Annotated in this window: 12 protein-coding genes and 1 tRNA gene; 6 read left to right on the top strand and 7 right to left on the bottom strand. The window is 72.4% G+C overall.

All coding sequences use genetic code 11. The annotated features are described in order from the left end of the window. Positions 1-672 carry a 4'-phosphopantetheinyl transferase family protein gene (locus ACZ5NW_RS04115; RefSeq protein WP_468742140.1) on the top strand — a complete coding sequence of 224 codons (672 nt, stop codon included), beginning with the start codon at positions 1-3 and terminating at the stop codon, positions 670-672. A gap of 49 nt (positions 673-721) precedes the next feature. Here ACZ5NW_RS04115 and ACZ5NW_RS04110 read toward each other — a convergent pair whose 3' ends face one another. From ACZ5NW_RS04110 to ACZ5NW_RS04090, 5 genes are all read right to left on the bottom strand, one after another. Next, complete coding sequence (locus tag ACZ5NW_RS04110) at positions 722-2068, bottom strand: NAD(P)/FAD-dependent oxidoreductase (protein WP_468742139.1); 1347 nt, start codon at positions 2066-2068, stop codon at positions 722-724. Between the two features lie 4 nt (positions 2069-2072). Next, complete coding sequence (locus ACZ5NW_RS04105; protein ID WP_468742138.1) at positions 2073-2345, bottom strand: acyl carrier protein; 273 nt, start codon at positions 2343-2345, stop codon at positions 2073-2075. Positions 2346-2388: 43 nt separating this feature from the next. Then, positions 2389-3870, bottom strand: coding sequence for an amino acid adenylation domain-containing protein (locus ACZ5NW_RS04100; RefSeq protein ID WP_468742137.1), 1482 nt, complete (start codon positions 3868-3870; stop codon positions 2389-2391). Further along, positions 3867-5012 (bottom strand): acyl-CoA dehydrogenase family protein, encoded by a 1146-nt coding sequence (locus ACZ5NW_RS04095; RefSeq protein WP_468742136.1) that lies wholly within the window; start codon positions 5010-5012, stop codon positions 3867-3869. The genes ACZ5NW_RS04100 and ACZ5NW_RS04095 overlap by 4 nt, the downstream gene beginning before the upstream one ends. Before the next feature lie 265 nt (positions 5013-5277). Continuing rightward, positions 5278-6051, bottom strand: coding sequence for a thioesterase II family protein (locus ACZ5NW_RS04090; RefSeq protein WP_468742135.1), 774 nt, complete (start codon positions 6049-6051; stop codon positions 5278-5280). Between the two features lie 201 nt (positions 6052-6252). Here ACZ5NW_RS04090 and ACZ5NW_RS04085 point away from each other — a divergent pair, with 201 nt between their 5' ends. Both ACZ5NW_RS04085 and ACZ5NW_RS04080 read left to right on the top strand, forming a co-directional pair. Further along, positions 6253-8337 (top strand): acyl-CoA dehydrogenase family protein, encoded by a 2085-nt coding sequence (locus ACZ5NW_RS04085; protein ID WP_468742134.1) that lies wholly within the window; start codon positions 6253-6255, stop codon positions 8335-8337. Between the two features lie 336 nt (positions 8338-8673). Next, the gene (locus ACZ5NW_RS04080; protein WP_468742133.1) at positions 8674-9369 is read left to right on the top strand and encodes a class I SAM-dependent methyltransferase; all 696 of its coding nucleotides are present in this window, start codon (positions 8674-8676) and stop codon (positions 9367-9369) included. A gap of 81 nt (positions 9370-9450) precedes the next feature. On the opposite strand, the gene ACZ5NW_RS04075 is transcribed toward ACZ5NW_RS04080, so the two are convergent. Beyond that, positions 9451-9524, bottom strand: a tRNA-Pro gene (locus ACZ5NW_RS04075). Between the two features lie 99 nt (positions 9525-9623). Here ACZ5NW_RS04075 and ACZ5NW_RS04070 point away from each other — a divergent pair. The 3 genes from ACZ5NW_RS04070 to ACZ5NW_RS04060 all read left to right on the top strand — a co-directional run bounded on the left by ACZ5NW_RS04070 (position 9624) and on the right by ACZ5NW_RS04060 (position 13141). Next, positions 9624-10142 (top strand): DUF309 domain-containing protein, encoded by a 519-nt coding sequence (locus ACZ5NW_RS04070; RefSeq protein WP_468742132.1) that lies wholly within the window; start codon positions 9624-9626, stop codon positions 10140-10142. Positions 10143-10221: 79 nt separating this feature from the next. Continuing rightward, positions 10222-10995, top strand: a complete 774-nt coding sequence (cobF, locus tag ACZ5NW_RS04065; protein WP_468742131.1) for a precorrin-6A synthase (deacetylating) — start codon at positions 10222-10224, stop codon at positions 10993-10995. Between the two features lie 61 nt (positions 10996-11056). Next, the gene (locus ACZ5NW_RS04060; protein ID WP_468742130.1) at positions 11057-13141 is read left to right on the top strand and encodes an MDR family MFS transporter; all 2085 of its coding nucleotides are present in this window, start codon (positions 11057-11059) and stop codon (positions 13139-13141) included. A 74-nt stretch (positions 13142-13215) separates the two neighbouring features. On the opposite strand, the gene ACZ5NW_RS04055 is transcribed toward ACZ5NW_RS04060, so the two are convergent. Then, positions 13216-13962 carry a cobalt-precorrin-6A reductase gene (locus ACZ5NW_RS04055; RefSeq protein ID WP_468742129.1) on the bottom strand — a complete coding sequence of 249 codons (747 nt, stop codon included), beginning with the start codon at positions 13960-13962 and terminating at the stop codon, positions 13216-13218. Positions 13963-14155 lie beyond the last annotated feature (193 nt).

The following is a 14155-nucleotide window of genomic DNA, read 5'->3' as shown; positions in this document are numbered from 1 at the left end:
ATGGGTGAGCCGCACCTCGGAGGGGTCGGCCACGTCGCCGTCTGGGTGGCGGTGGGCGCGGCGCCCGGGGGCGAGCCGCTCGGCCTGGACCAGCGCGCGGGGAGATTTCGCCGGACGCGGGCCACCGCGCATCGGGTCGGCCGGCATCTGGTCGAGGCGTACACATCGTGTCCGCCGGACCGCCAGGCCTGGGAGCGCGACGAACGGGGGCGCCCGCTGGTCGTCGACCCGGGCGGCCTGCACGTCAGCCTCAGTCACGCCGAGGCCGTGGTGGCGGCGGCCCTGTCGTGGGACGCTCCGGTGGGTGTCGACGTCGAGCGGCTGCGCCCGGTGGCCGACCGCGACGCGCTGGCCCGGACCGCGCTGTCCGAGACCGAGCGGCGGGCGGTGGACGAGCTGCCGGAGGCGCTCAGGGACGCGCAGCTGCTCCGTTTCTGGACGCGCAAGGAGGCCGTGGCGAAGGCCCTCGGTACGGGCCTCGCCACGGACCTGCGCGGCATCGTCACGACGGTCCACGGCGCTGTGGTGTCGCTTCCCGACGAGTGCGGCGACATCTCCGCGTGGTCGCTGACCGATCTGCCCGTGCGGGACGGGGTGATCGCCTCCGTCACGGTGCGGGCGCCGGGCGCCCGGGTGCTGACCCGGACGCTCGCGCTCCCGGACGAGGGCTGAACCGGCCGCAGCGGTCACGACCCGGAGCTCCTCGCGACGTCCACCGGGGCTAGAAGGCCGGGGCCAGGACCGGGGCGCGGAGCGTGCCCAGGTACGAGTGCCACAGGTGGGACGGGTCCTCCTCGACGGCGGTCACCGTCTCCCGCATGACCCGCAGGACCTCGGGCTCCTCCTCGTCGTAGAGGTCGCCCTGGAGGAGGCGGATGATGTCCAGCCGGTAGCGGGGGTCCTGCACGAAGGTGGTGAACAGGATGTTCAGCCGGTAGTAGACCGAGATGAACTCGTACCAGTTGCGGACGCCGTTGCGGATCGTCTTCTCGAAGGTGGCGAAGCGGGCCCGGGAGAAGTCGTCGGCCTCGGCGGCCTGGACGATGTCGTGGCAGGCGAGGCGCGCGCTGTTGAGCGCGACGCTCACTCCGCTGGAGAAGATCGGGTCGACGAAGCGCGCGGCGTCGCCGATCAGGACGTACCGGTCGCCGCAGACCTGCTTCATGGCGTAGCTGTAGTCGCCCTCGACCTTGAAGTCCGTGACCTGCTCGGTCTTCTTCAGCGCCTCGTACAGGTCCGGGCGGCTCTCCACGAAGCTCCAGAAGAACTTGTCCCGGTCGAGGTTGGCCTCGGCAAACCGGTGCTTCTGGGTCACCACGCCGACGCTGGTGACGGTGTCGGTGATGGGGATCTGCCAGACCCAGGTGTCGCTGATCGGCAGGAAGTGGATGTAGATGTAGTCGACCTTCTCGGCGGTGTTGGCGACCGCGGACCGGTCGAGGCCGTCGAACCAGGCGTGGATGGCGTACTGGTTGAAGACCGGGTCGGCCTCCTTGATCCCCAACTGCCGGCCCAGCAGGGTCTGGCGGCCGGAGGCGTCGACGACCATCTTCGCCGTGATGTCGACCTCGCTGGAGCCCACCCGGCAGGTCAGGGTGACCTTGTCGGGGTCGCCGAAGTCGACGCGCGCGGCCCGCATCCCCTGGTACACCTTGGCGCCCAGGCTCTCGGCGTGCTTGAGGAGGATCAGGTCGAACTTGCTGCGGTCGACGTGGAACGTGTAGTCCCGGTCGACGCCCGGCTGGTCGCGCTCGCTGAACAGGATGTCGGCGGCGCCGAGTTCATGCGTCAGCTTGCTGGCCTGGGTGGCGGTGACGTTGAGCGACTGGGACGACGTCCAGGCCGCGCCGTACTTGCGGGGGAAGCCGGCCGCCTCGATCTTCTCCATCGCCCCGGTCTCCAGCAGCACCCGGGTGGTGGCCGGGACGAGGGACTCGCCGACGTGCGGGCGGGGGAAGTTCTCGCCCTCGAACACGGCCACCTTCAGGCCGGCCTTGGCGAGGTAGGCGGCGGCGCTGGAACCGGCCGGGCCACCGCCGACGATCACGACGTCATAATCGACACTCACGTTCTCAGGCACCTTCCGCGGGGACGGCCATCAGGCCGCAGACGAGCTTGCTGATCGCGGCGATGTCTCGGAAGTTCGCCGCGTTGATCGACGCCAGGGGCACTTCGACCCGCAGTTCCTCCCGCAGGAAGTTCAGCAGGAGCGCGCTGTTCATCGAGTTGAGGACCTCCCACTCGAGCAGCGGTGTGGTCTCGGTGAGTTCGCCTTTCGGGTCACCGTCGAGAAAGCTCTCGCTGATGAACTTCGTGATCCGCGGTGTGACCTCATCGAGGGTCATTCGCCGCCCCTTTCCATTGGGAGGTGGTTGTCACGGCTGCGGTTCATGAGCCGCTCGAAGCGGACGCGCCGGCGCGCGCCTTCAGCACCGGCCGGTCGATCTTGCCGTTGCCGTTCCTGGGCAGCGGGGAGAGAATCCGCACCTCGTCCGCCACCATGTAGCGCGGCAGGCGCTGGCTGAGGTACTGCCGCAGGGAGAGGACGCCGAGCTCGCTGCCGGAGCGCGGGGCCACGAACACCACCAGGCGGGTGTCGACCCCCTCGCCCACCGCCACCGCGGCGGCCTCCGCGACGTCGGGGTGGTTCTCCAGCACGGACTCGACCTCGCCGAGCTCGACGCGGTGGCCCCGGATCTTCACCATGTGGTCGTGGCGCCCGAGGTAGTCGAACGCGCCGTCGGCGAGGACCCGGACCAGGTCGCCGGTGCGGTACGGGCCGCTGCGCGGCGGATGGCCCCAGTAGCCGGACATCACCGTGGGGCCGTCGACGACGAGCTCGCCCTCCTCGCCGGGGGCCGCGAGACCTCCGTCGTCCCGCACCGCCCAGACCCGGTCGCCGCTCGCGGGGATCCCGATCGGCACCGGCCGGTCGCGGTCCAGGTCGGCCTTGGTGACCTCGTGGAACGTGCACACGTTGGTCTCGGTCGGGCCGTAGAGGTTCATCATCCGCGCGCCGGTCCAGCCGGCCAGGTCGCGCAGCTGGGTGATGGGGAACGGCTCGCCCGCGAACAGCACCGTGTGCAGCGACTCCGGTGCCGGACGGTCGAGGAGCCCGCCGTAGCGCATCATCACGGCGAGGGCGGACGGCACCGAGTACCAGACGCTGATCTTCTCCAGGTGCAGGAACTCGACGAGCTGCATGGGCGCGAAGGACAGCTCCGGCGGGATGAGATGCACCGACGCGCCGGCGCGGAACGCCACGTACAGGTCGAGCACCGACAGGTCGAAGGCGAAGGGCGCGTGGTTGGCGAACCGGTCGTCCTCGCCGGGCGCGAGCAGGTCGTGGGCCCAGTCGACGAACGCGCGCGCGTTGCCGTGGCTCAGGCACACCCCCTTGGGCGCGCCGGTCGAACCCGAGGTGTAGAGGATGTACGCCAGGTCGTCGTCGGCCGTGGCGGTGTCGACCGGGGGTGCCGGGTCGTAGGGGCCGTCCAGCTCCTGGTAGCCGGTGTCCTCGCCGAGCTCGGCCGAGATCCGCGGGATCCGCGCGGCGTTCGTCACGACGACGCGTGCCCCGCAGTCCCGGGCGATGGCCGCGACCCGGGCGACCGGGCTGCTGCCGTCGACCGGCACGTAGGCGGCGCCGAGCCGGAGGATCGCCTGCATCGCCGCCACCGTCGCGGGGCTCTTGCCCGCCCAGAGCACGACCCGGTCGCCGCGTCCGACGCCCTGGCGGCCGAGCCGGGCGGCGATCGCGTCGGCCGCGGCGTCGAGTTCGCCGTAGGTGAAGGAGCCGGAGGGCCCGCTGACGGCCTGGGCGTCGGGCCGGCGTGCGGCCGCCTCGATGACGAGTTGATGGAGGGTCACAGCAGCCCTGCCTCCCTCGCGATGAGTTCGAGCTGGATCTCGGTGGTCCCGGAGAAGATCGTGGTGGGCAGGCTGTCGCGCAGCTGCTCCTCGATGCCCGCGCCGGCCAGATAGCCGGTCGCGCCGAACAGCTGCATGGCGTCGAGGCTGTTGGCGACCGCGGCCTCGGACACGCTGGTCTTGGCCATGGCGATCGCGCCGACGTCCGTGCGGCCCTGGTCGAGCAGCCAGCAGGCGCGGTACAGCAGCAGGCGCGCGCTCTCCAGCCGCTGCCGCATCCGGGCGATCTTGTGCGAGACGGCCTGGAACCCGGCGATCCTCCGGCCGAACTGGCGCCGGTCGGTGGTCCGGGTCACGCACTCGGCGATCTGGCGCTCCATCAGCCCCAGGTAGGCGGCGAAGAGACAGCCGCGCTCCCACGCCATGGAGTGCTGGAAGATCGTCCCGCCGGCGCCCTCGGCCCCGAGCCGGTAGCGCGCCGGTACGACGCAGTCCTCGAACCGCACCCGGGCCGCCAGGCAGCCGTTCAGGCCCATCTTCTGGAGCGGCGGACCGACGACGACACCGTCGAGGTCGCGCGGCACGGCGAACGCCGAGACGCCCAGGAACCCGGCGGACGGGTCCGTGACGGCGTACGTCACGAACACATCGGCGATCGGGGCGTTGCTGACAAAGGACTTCTCGCCGGCGAGCACATACGCCTCGCCGTCGTCCGTGCGCGTCGCGGTGGTCCGGATCCGCCCGACGTCCGAGCCCGCCTCGTCCTCGGTCATGGCGTTGCCCGCGACCAGGTCGCCCGCCGCCAGGCCCGTCAGCAGTTCCTTGGCCGCGTCCGACCCGAACTCCCAGATGGGCACGGCACACGACAGCAGGTGCGCCGCGACGCCGAAGACCAGGCCCATGTCGTTGCAGGAGCGGCCGAACGCCTCAAGGCCCAGCGCCGTGTCCAGCGCGCCCAGGCCCGCCCCGCCGTGCCCCGTCGGCAGGCACAGTCCCGTCAGGCCGATGCTCGCCGCGTCCTTCCAGGCCAGCCGGGCCAGTTCCGGGTCGGTGCTCGTCTCGTGCTCGGCGAACCGCTCGGCCACGGCCGTGCTGATGCCGGCGTACCGTTCACGCTGAATCGGCGACAGTTCGAAGTCCATCAGTCGTTTTCCGGTGTGTATTCGACCGTTGTCAATTCGATCCCACCCTCGATGGCCGTACTCGGAAAGGGACGGTGCCGCGACATTTTCTTCTCTTCGGGTCGGACACACTCGGGTAACGTTAGATTCCTTTACGGGCCGCCCCCAACCCTTACCGCACCCCTTATGTGAAAAGCCGTGCTGCTAGGGGTGAGATAGGGGTGTCGACCGGAGCGAGAGGGCCGTATTCTCCGTTACTCTCCGGGGGCACCCGCCGCGCTGCGGGCTACGCGCGGCCCGCGTCCTGCCGTACTCCCGAGAGCACCGTCGAGATCGCGTCGAGCACCCCGGGGCGGCACTCGTCCAGGTAGAAGTGGTCGCCGGGGAAGACGCGCAGATCGAAGCGGCCCAGCGTGTGCCGCTCCCAGGCCGCCGCCTCGTCGACCGAGGCCTTCGGGTCGCGGTCGCCGATCAGCGCGGTGATGTCGCAGGCCAGCGGCGGCGCCGAGTCGAAGCGGTACGTCTCGATGGCCGTGTAGTCGGCGCGGATCGTCGGCAGGACCATGTTCAGCAGGGTCTCGTCCGCCAGGACGCGCGGGTCCGTGCCGCCCAGCTCGCGCATCTCCGCGACGAACGCGGCCGTGCTCGCCCGGTGCAGCTCCTCGTGCCGGGTCAGGGAGGGGGCCCGCCGGCCGGAGACGAACAGATGGGCCGGGCCGGCCCCGTCCTCCCGGGCGATCCGGGACGCCACCTCGAAGGCGAGGACCGCTCCCATGCTGTGGCCGAAGAACGCGTACGGCCGCGTCAGCCGCGGCCGGATCGCCGCGTGGATCCGGTCGGCCAGCTCGGGGACGGACAGCACGCACGGCTCACCGCGGCGGTCCTGGCGGCCCGGGTACTGCACCGCCAGCACCTCGATGTCCCCCCGCACCGCCGTCGACCACGGGTGGTAGAAACTGGCGGCGCCGCCCGCGTGGGGGAAACAGAAGAGGCGTACGCCCTCCGGCACCGGGCGGTAGACGCGGATCCAGCTGTCGCTGTCGGTATTTCCCACTGCCATCACCTTTCTGAGCGCAGCACAAAAACCGATTTCTCGGTCGCGTACGACCCTATCCGCCGCCCTGATGGGGCGAACCCCTATCCGGCCCCTATTTTCCCGGTCCGGCATTGCCCCGCAAAGGCGCCGTCTCTACGCTCGCGTCCATGGTGCGGCAGCGGACATCGCGAGCGGGACGGGCGAATTCTCGGCATGGCTGACAGCATGGCTGACACGGATGAAATCACCGGGCTTCTGGCCCGGGAATGGCATTTCCCCGACCTGGCCGACGATGCCGCCCTGGCCCGGCTCTGGAGGTCGGCGGCGGCCCGGGGCTGGTTCGGCTCCCGCGGTCTGACCGAGACCGTCGCGCTGGTCCGGGCCACCGGGGCGGCCGGATGCCCGCTGCCCGTCATGGACGGCTTCGTCGCCGCGGGCCTGCTGAGCGGGGCCCCGGAGACCGTGGCCCGCATCGCGTCGGGCGACGTACGGATCCTGGTGGCGCCTGGAGAGCCGACGACCGAGATCGTGCCCCTGGCCGAGGCCGGGACGGCCGCTTCCCACGTGCTGGTCCTGCCGCCCACGGGCGGACGGGCGTCGCTACGACCCGTGGAGTTCGCCGTTCCGCAGCCGGGGCTGGCGTCGCCCTCCTGGGCGCGGCCCCACCTCGGCGGCCCCGAGTTCGCCGTCGAGGTCGGACCCGAGTCGGCCGACCGGGCGTTCTCCCTGCTCAGACTGGGCCTGGCGGTACGGGCGATGGCGGCGGCGCGGCGGACCCACGACCGGTCCATCGCCCATGCGAAGGTCCGCAAGCAGTTCGGCCGGGCGATCGGCGGGTTCGGCGCGGTCCAGCAGCGCGCGGCGTCCCGCGAGATCGAGCTCGTCGCGGGCGAACTCCTCATCGACGACGCCGTCCGCCGGCACGTCGACGGTGCAGACGACCGTGTCCTCGCCACCGAGCTGGCGGTGTCCCACGCGGCGGCCGTCGCACCGCGCGCCCAGATCAGCGCCCATCACACCCTCGGCGCGGGCGGGTACTTCGAGGAGCATGACGCCCCCTGGCTCTTCCGCCGGGTCCATGCCGACATCGCGCTGCTGCCCACCTGTCCGCCGCCGCATGGCACGGTCGCCGACGTCCTGATCGCGAGCACGACCGGCCTGCCCGCCGTGGACGCCGGTCCGGCGGCGGCGCGGATACGGGAGCAGGTCCGCTCCTTCAGCGCCGAACAGCGCTCCGCGGCGCGCGTGTTCGCCAAGGGCGACGACCCCGGCGTGGTGGCGGCGATGGCAGCACGGGAGTGGTTCGGCATGGCCTGGCCCGCCGCCGACGGCGGCCGCGACGCCACCCTCACCGAGCAGCTGGCGCTGCAGGGCGAGACCGCCTACCACCAGCTGCCGGTGGCCCACGCGATGGCCGCCGTCTCGGTGGTCGGCGCGCCCGTCGTCAAGTACGGGACCGACGAGCAGAAGGCCCGCTATCTGCCGCGGGTCCGCGGCGGCGGGCTGACCTTCTGCCTGGGCTACAGCGAGCCCGAGGCGGGCTCCGATCTGGCGTCGCTGACCACGACCGCGGTCCGGGACGGCGACGACTGGGTGATCAACGGGACGAAGTCCTGGATCACCAACGCCCATACGGCGGAGTACATCTGGCTCGCCGTGCGCACGGACGTGGACGCGACGCTGCCGATGGCCGGGATCAGCATGTTCATGGTGCCTATGGCCACCGCCGGCATCAGGACCGAGCCGCACCAGGCCCTGTCCGGGCAGATCTGCTGCACCGTGACCTTCGACGACGTCCGGGTGAGCGACTCCGCGCGCATCGGCCCGGTCAACCGGGGCTGGCAGGTCATCACCGACACGCTCACCGGCGAACGGCTGCTGCTGGCCAGCGATCTCGCCGGTATCTCCCGCCGGCAGTTCGACGAGGTGCTGGCGGCCGTCCGCGCCGATCCGGACGGCGTCGCCGGGGCCTTGGGTTCGGAGAAGCGGGCCAGGCTGAGCGAGATGGCCGTCCAGGTGCAGGCGGTGGAGCTGCTGCTCACCGCGGCGGCGGCGCGGGCCGAGTCCGGTCCGGCGCACCTGGCGCGCCTGACCTCGGCGATGGCCGGTGTGCTGGCGGCGGAGGTCGGGGAGCGGCTGAGCCGTGACGCCCTGGAGATCCTCGGCCCCACGGCGGCCCTCGGCACACCGGACGCGCCCGGCGGAGGCCTCTTCGAGCAGGGCCTGCGCCTGTCCGTCCTCGCCTTCCTGGGCGGCGGGACGAACGACGTACAACGCGGCCTGATCGCCCGCGGCCTCGGCCTCCTCTGACCGCCCGCCCGGGGCGGTCGGGCCACACCAGCAGCCGGAGGCGCGGCACCCCGGCGGGGGGCCTGGCGCTGGGCTCACTGCACCCCGGCCGACACCGACCGCCGACCCGGGGCGGGGGGCCTGGCGCTGGACTCGCTGCACCCCGGCCAGCGCCGACGGCCCGGGCCTGCCGGGCCATCCGGAACCGGACGCGCGGCACGCCGGTCGGAGTCCGGATGGACCCCAAGACCCCGGCTCTCGGCCACCCCGGCCGGGGCCGATCCGCCCCCATGGCGCCCATGGCGCCTTCCGCACACGCGCCCCGCGCGGCGCCCCACCGTGAAAGAGTGATCTCCCGTGGACGCCGAGAGATACCGCTCCGCCCGAGATCTGCCGCCCGAGAGCCTGACCGGGTGGCGGGACGCGCTGGCCCCGTATCTCCCACCCGGTCCGACGATCCTGGACGTCGGGGCCGGGACGGGTGGGTTCGCCGCGGCGTTCACCGGCTGGTTCGGCGCGCGGGTCCTCGCCGTGGAGCCGGACGCCGCCCGCCGCGCGCTGATCCCTCCCTGGATCCAGGCCCTGGACGGCGTGGCCGAGCGTCTGCCCGTCCCCGACGCGTGCGCGGACCTCGCGTGGTTCGGGTCCGTCCTGCACCACCTCGACGATCTGGAGGCAGCCGCCCGGGAAACCCGGCGAGCCCTCCGCCCGGGCGGACGCGTAGCCTTCCGCAACGCCTTCCCCGGGCACAGCGCCGCCGACATCCGCGTCCGCTACTTCCCCGAGACCGAGCGGGCGATCGACGCGTACCCGACCGTCCAGCGGGTCGAGGAGGCCTTCGCGGAGGCCGGTTTCTCCCGGCTCGCCCTGCGGACGGTCCAGCACACGGCGGCACCCACCCTGGCCGAGTACGCCGCACGCCTGGACCGCGCGTCGGACTCCAAGCTCAGCGCCCTCACCGACGAGGCGTACGAACGCGGCCGGGACCGTCTGCGCGCCGCCGATCCCCACGCCCCGGCCCTCAGCGGCATGACCCTGCTGCTGCTCGGCTGAACCGCCTCAAGAATGATCGAAGGCCGGTTTCGGATGTCTCCGAAACCGGCCCTGACCTGCGACTACGTAGTTCTCTAGTAGTCGGGACGACAGGATTTGAACCTGCGACCCCTTGACCCCCAGTCAAGTGCGCTACCAAGCTGCGCCACGTCCCGATGCGCGACGCGGAGAAGCCCCGCGTGATCGCGCGAACAGAACTCTACCCCACCCGGGCCGGTGCTCCGAAGGGGACGGCCTCGCGCGACAATCGCCGTATGGGCAGCACAGGGCGTTCGGACCAGGACCGCTCCCCCGGCACGCGGGACCGGGACGACGAGGGGCGGGCCCGCAACGCCCGGCCACGCGACGGGCTCGGCCGGCCGCTGCCGTACGGCGCGGCCGGCGTGGAGCGGCAGCCCGAGGGGGTCGTCCGCACGCCGGAGGAGACCGTCACCGAGGCGCGGGCCCTGCTCGGCGCGGGCAGGCCGTTCCACGCGCACGAGGTCTTCGAGGACGCCTGGAAGTCGGGCCCGGAGACGGAGCGCGCGCTGTGGCGGGGGCTCGCCCAGCTCGCGGTCGGCCTCACCCACGCGGCTCGCGGCAACACCACGGGCGGCCCCCGGCTGCTGCGCCGGGGCGCCGGCGCGGCGGAGGAGTGGGCGACGGACACGGGCCGGTGGAGCCCGTACGGCATGGATCTGCGCGGCCTCACGGCCTGGGCCCGCGCCCTGGCGGACGAGGTCGAGCGCACCGGCACCCCGGTGGACGCCCGCGCCCGGGCACCCCAGCTCTGACCGGCCCGGCGAGGCCCGGCCGTCACCCCCTGCCGGGACCGGTGCCCTCACCCTGCGTGGGGTACGGCAGACTCGGGGTGTGCGAAAGATTCATGTCATCGGCATCGGCGCGGGCGACCCGGACCAGCTGACCCTCCAGGCCGTCAGGGCGCTGCGCGGCACGGACGTGTTCTTCGTCCTGGACAAGGGCGAGGTGAAGAGCGATCTCACGCGGCTGCGCCACGACATGCTTCAGGCGCACGTACCGGAGGGCACGTACCGCGTGGTCGAGGCCCGCGACCCGGAGCGGGACCGCCGGGCGGGCGGCGCCGCGTACTCCCCGGCGGTCGGCGACTGGCGCAGCGCACGCGCGGACATCTACGAGCGGCTCATCACCGAGGAGCTCGCCGACGGCGAGAGCGGCGCGTTCCTGGTGTGGGGCGACCCCGCGCTCTACGACAGCACGATCGCGATCCTGGAGGAGGTGCTGGCCCGTGGGACGGTGGCGTTCGACTACGACGTGGTGCCCGGCATCAGCAGCGTCTCCGCGCTGGTCGCCCGGCATCGCACGGGACTGAACCGGGTGGCGCGCCCGGTGCAGATCACCACGGGCCGGCGGCTCGCGGAGGGCTTCCCGGCGGACGTCGACGACGTGGTGGTGATGCTCGACGCCCAGCAGACGTTCCGTCAGTACGCCGACCAGGACATCGACATCTACTGGGGCGCCTACATCGGCACCCCGGACGAGATCCTCGCCTCCGGTCCGATCGCCGAGACCGCGCCCCGCATCGAGCGCCTGCGCGCCGAGGCCCGCGAGCGCAAGGGCTGGATCATGGACACGTATCTCCTGCGCCGCAACCCGGGGACCGACTAGCACTCCACCGGAAGGAGTTCCTCCGCATGCGGGGCGGGAGCGCTGGTGTGATCGTGGCCTCGTGACTGCCACCGAGGAATCCACCGGCCCCGCGCCGGCCGCCGCGCAGCCTCCGGTGCTGGACGCGCGCCGCCGCAACGTCGTCTTCGTGACCATCGCGCTGGGCATCCTGCTCGCCGCCCTGGACCAGACGATCGTGGGCACGGCCCTGCCGACGATCGTGTCCGACCTGGGCGGTGCGCAGCACATGTCGTGGGTGGTCACGTCGTACCTCCTCGCGGAGACCGTCGCGACCGCGCTGGTCGGCAAGTTCGGCGATCTGTTCGGCCGCAAGGTGGTCTTCCAGGTCTCGGCGATCGTCTTCATCACGGGCTCGTTCCTGTGCGGACTGGCCACCGACATGTCGCTGCTGATCACCTGGCGGGCGATGCAGGGCGTCGGCGCGGGCGGGCTGATGGTGACGGCGATGGCGCTGATCGCCGACGTCATCCCGCTGCGCGAACGCGGCAAGTACCAGGGCGCGATCGGCGCGGTCTTCGGGGTGGCGACGGTCATCGGCCCGCTGCTCGGCGGCCTGTTCACCGACCATCTGACCTGGCGCTGGGCGTTCTACGTCAATGTGCCGATCGCGATCCTCGTGGTGGCAGCGGCCGCCCGCACCATCCCGGTGGTCAAGTCGGCGTCCCGGCCGGTCATCGACTATCTCGGGATCGCGCTGGTCGCGGTCGGCGCGAGCGCGCTGATCCTGGCGACCAGTTGGGGCGGCAACGAGTACGCGTGGGGATCGGGCGTGATCATCGGCCTGTTCGTCGGCGGTGTCGTCGCCCTCGGGCTGTTCTGCTGGGTCGAGACCCGGGCGAAGGAACCGACGCTGCCGATGCGGCTGTTCGGCAACCCCGTGTTCACGGTCTGCTCGGTCCTCAGCTTCATCGTCGGCTTCGCGATGCTCGGCGCGATGACCTATCTGCCGACCTATCTGCAGTACGTCGACGGCGACTCGGCCACGATCTCCGGGGTACGCACGCTGCCGATGGTGGTCGGCCTGCTCATCGCGTCGATCTTCAGCGGCAACGTGGTGAGCCAGACCGGCCGTTACCGACTCTTCCCGATCGTCGGCTCGCTGGTCATGGGCGTGGGCCTGTATCTGATGTCGCTGATGGACGCGTCATCGGGCGCCTGGCTGGAGTCGCTGTACATGTTCGTGCTCGGCACCGGCATCGGACTGAGCATGCAGGTGCTGACGATCGCCGTGCAGAACACCGTCGACTACGCCGACCTCGGCACCGCGACCTCGGGCGTCACCTTCTTCCGTACGCTGGGCAGTTCGTTCGGCACAGCCGTCTTCGGCACGATCTACACCAACTCGCTGGCGCCCAACCTGAGGGAGGGCATCGCGTCCGCCGCCCAGGTGAGCCGGCTGGATCCGGCGACCCTCACCCGGGCCGCGACCAGTCCCGAGGGCCTGCACCGGCTGCCCTCCGATGTGGCCGCGCCGATCGTCGACGCCTATGCCGAGACCATCCAGACGGTCTTCCTGTGGACCGTGCCGGTCGCCGCCCTCGGCTTCGTCGTCGCCCTGTTCCTCAAGCAGGTCCCGCTGCGGGACAGCGCCCGCCTCGGCTCCACCGACATGGGCGAGGGCTTCGCCTCACCGCACGGTGCCGACTCGCAGCGGCTGCTGGAGGCGTCCGTCGCGAAGATCATCGGCGGTACGGACCTGGACACCGGGCGCCGGATCGTCCAGGACTCCGACACCCGGCTCGATGTGGCCGGGGCGTGGGCGGTGATGCAGGTCGAACTCTTCACCCGGATGGTCGGCCACGCGGGCCTCGGGCTGATCGCCGCGCGCCGTCATCTGCCGCCGGAGGTGCTGCTGCCGGTGTTCGACCGCATGGTCGACGAGGGCTATCTCACCCGGGAAGGCCATCTGCTCAGTCATACGCCGGCGGGCGCCCGCGAGGCCGCGGTGATCACCGAGGCGTGGAAGAACTGGCTGGAGGAGCGAGTCCGGGAGGACATCGGCCGCCCACCGGGCACGGACCTGCGCGCCGCCGTCGACACCATCGCCAAGCGCCTCCTGGTGGAGGACCTGAACACGGGCCTGCCCCAACGACACCCGGAACGGGCCCTGGCGGAAGCGACCTGATCCACCGGAACGGGGCCCAACGCCCGCGCGCCGTCGACCGGACACGCGCCGTCGGCCGAACGCGTGCGCCTCGGTCACGGTCCGCCGAGGCCCAGCCGCGCCAGGGCCCCCGCCACGTCCGGTACCGCCGCCACCCCGTCCGGCAGCGGGGGACGTCGTACGACGACCACGGGCAGCCCCAGCTCGCGCGCGGCCGTGAGTTTCGCCGCCGTGGCCGCTCCCCCGCTGTCCTTGGTGACCACCACGTCGAGCCGATGCGTCCGCAGCAGCGCCAGCTCGTCGGCGACGGTGAACGGGCCGCGCGCGAGGACGACTTCGGCGTCCGGTGGCATCGGCGGTGACGGCGGCTCCACGGACCGTACGACGAAGTGCAGGTCCGTCAGGTGCGCGAAGGCGGCCAGACCGAGCCGGCCGGTCGTGAGGAAGACGCGGCGGCCGAGCGACGGCAGCAGCGCGGCCGCTCCTTCCAGCGAGGCGGCCTCGTGCCACCGGTCACCCGGCCCGGCGCTCCAGCCCGGCCGGCGCAGCACCACCAGCGGCAGTCCCGTGTCCGCCGCGGCCCGTGCCGCGTTCGCGGTGATCCCGGCGGCGAAGGGGTGGGTGGCGTCGGCCACCGCGTCCACGGCGTGCTCCCGCAGCCACGCGGCCAGCCCCTCGGCTCCGCCGAACCCCCCGATCCGCACCTCCCCGTCGAGCGCGCCCGGCCGGCCCACCCGGCCCGCGAGCGATGTGGTGACCCGGACTCCGGGGCGGGCGGCGAGGGCGGCGGCCAGGGCGCGGGCCTCGGTGGTGCCACCGAGGACGAGGACGTGCGGGGACATGCCGTCGAGAGTACGGCGCCCCGTCGGCACCGCCGTGTCCGACGCCAGGTGAGGCCGGGACAGCCCGGCCGACCGCCTCGCGGGCCCCGCGTCCAACGTCACCAAGGCCCGGGACGGCCGCCCAAGGCGCCCCCGTGTCCGACCTCACCCCCACCCGGGAAGGCCCGACCAGCCGTGCTTGTTAGCCTGTCCG

Source organism: Streptomyces sp. NPDC032126, from assembly GCF_055580085.1.
Note: the sequence above shows the minus strand (reverse complement) of the source record. Positions and strands in the feature narration are given on the sequence as shown.

Bases quoted from the DNA above. Each gene is read 5' to 3' on its own strand.
- ACZ5NW_RS04115 (WP_468742140.1), top strand. From the start codon at position 1: ATGGGTGAGCCGCACCTCGGAGGGGTCGGCCACGTCGCCGTCTGGGTG.
- ACZ5NW_RS04105 (WP_468742138.1), bottom strand. From the start codon at position 2,345: ATGACCCTCGATGAGGTCACACCGCGGATCACGAAGTTCATCAGCGAG.
- ACZ5NW_RS04095 (WP_468742136.1), bottom strand. From the start codon at position 5,012: ATGGACTTCGAACTGTCGCCGATTCAGCGTGAACGGTACGCCGGCATC.
- ACZ5NW_RS04090 (WP_468742135.1), bottom strand. From the start codon at position 6,051: ATGGCAGTGGGAAATACCGACAGCGACAGCTGGATCCGCGTCTACCGC.
- ACZ5NW_RS04085 (WP_468742134.1), top strand. From the start codon at position 6,253: ATGGCTGACACGGATGAAATCACCGGGCTTCTGGCCCGGGAATGGCAT.
- ACZ5NW_RS04070 (WP_468742132.1), top strand. From the start codon at position 9,624: ATGGGCAGCACAGGGCGTTCGGACCAGGACCGCTCCCCCGGCACGCGG.
- ACZ5NW_RS04055 (WP_468742129.1), bottom strand. From the start codon at position 13,962: ATGTCCCCGCACGTCCTCGTCCTCGGTGGCACCACCGAGGCCCGCGCC.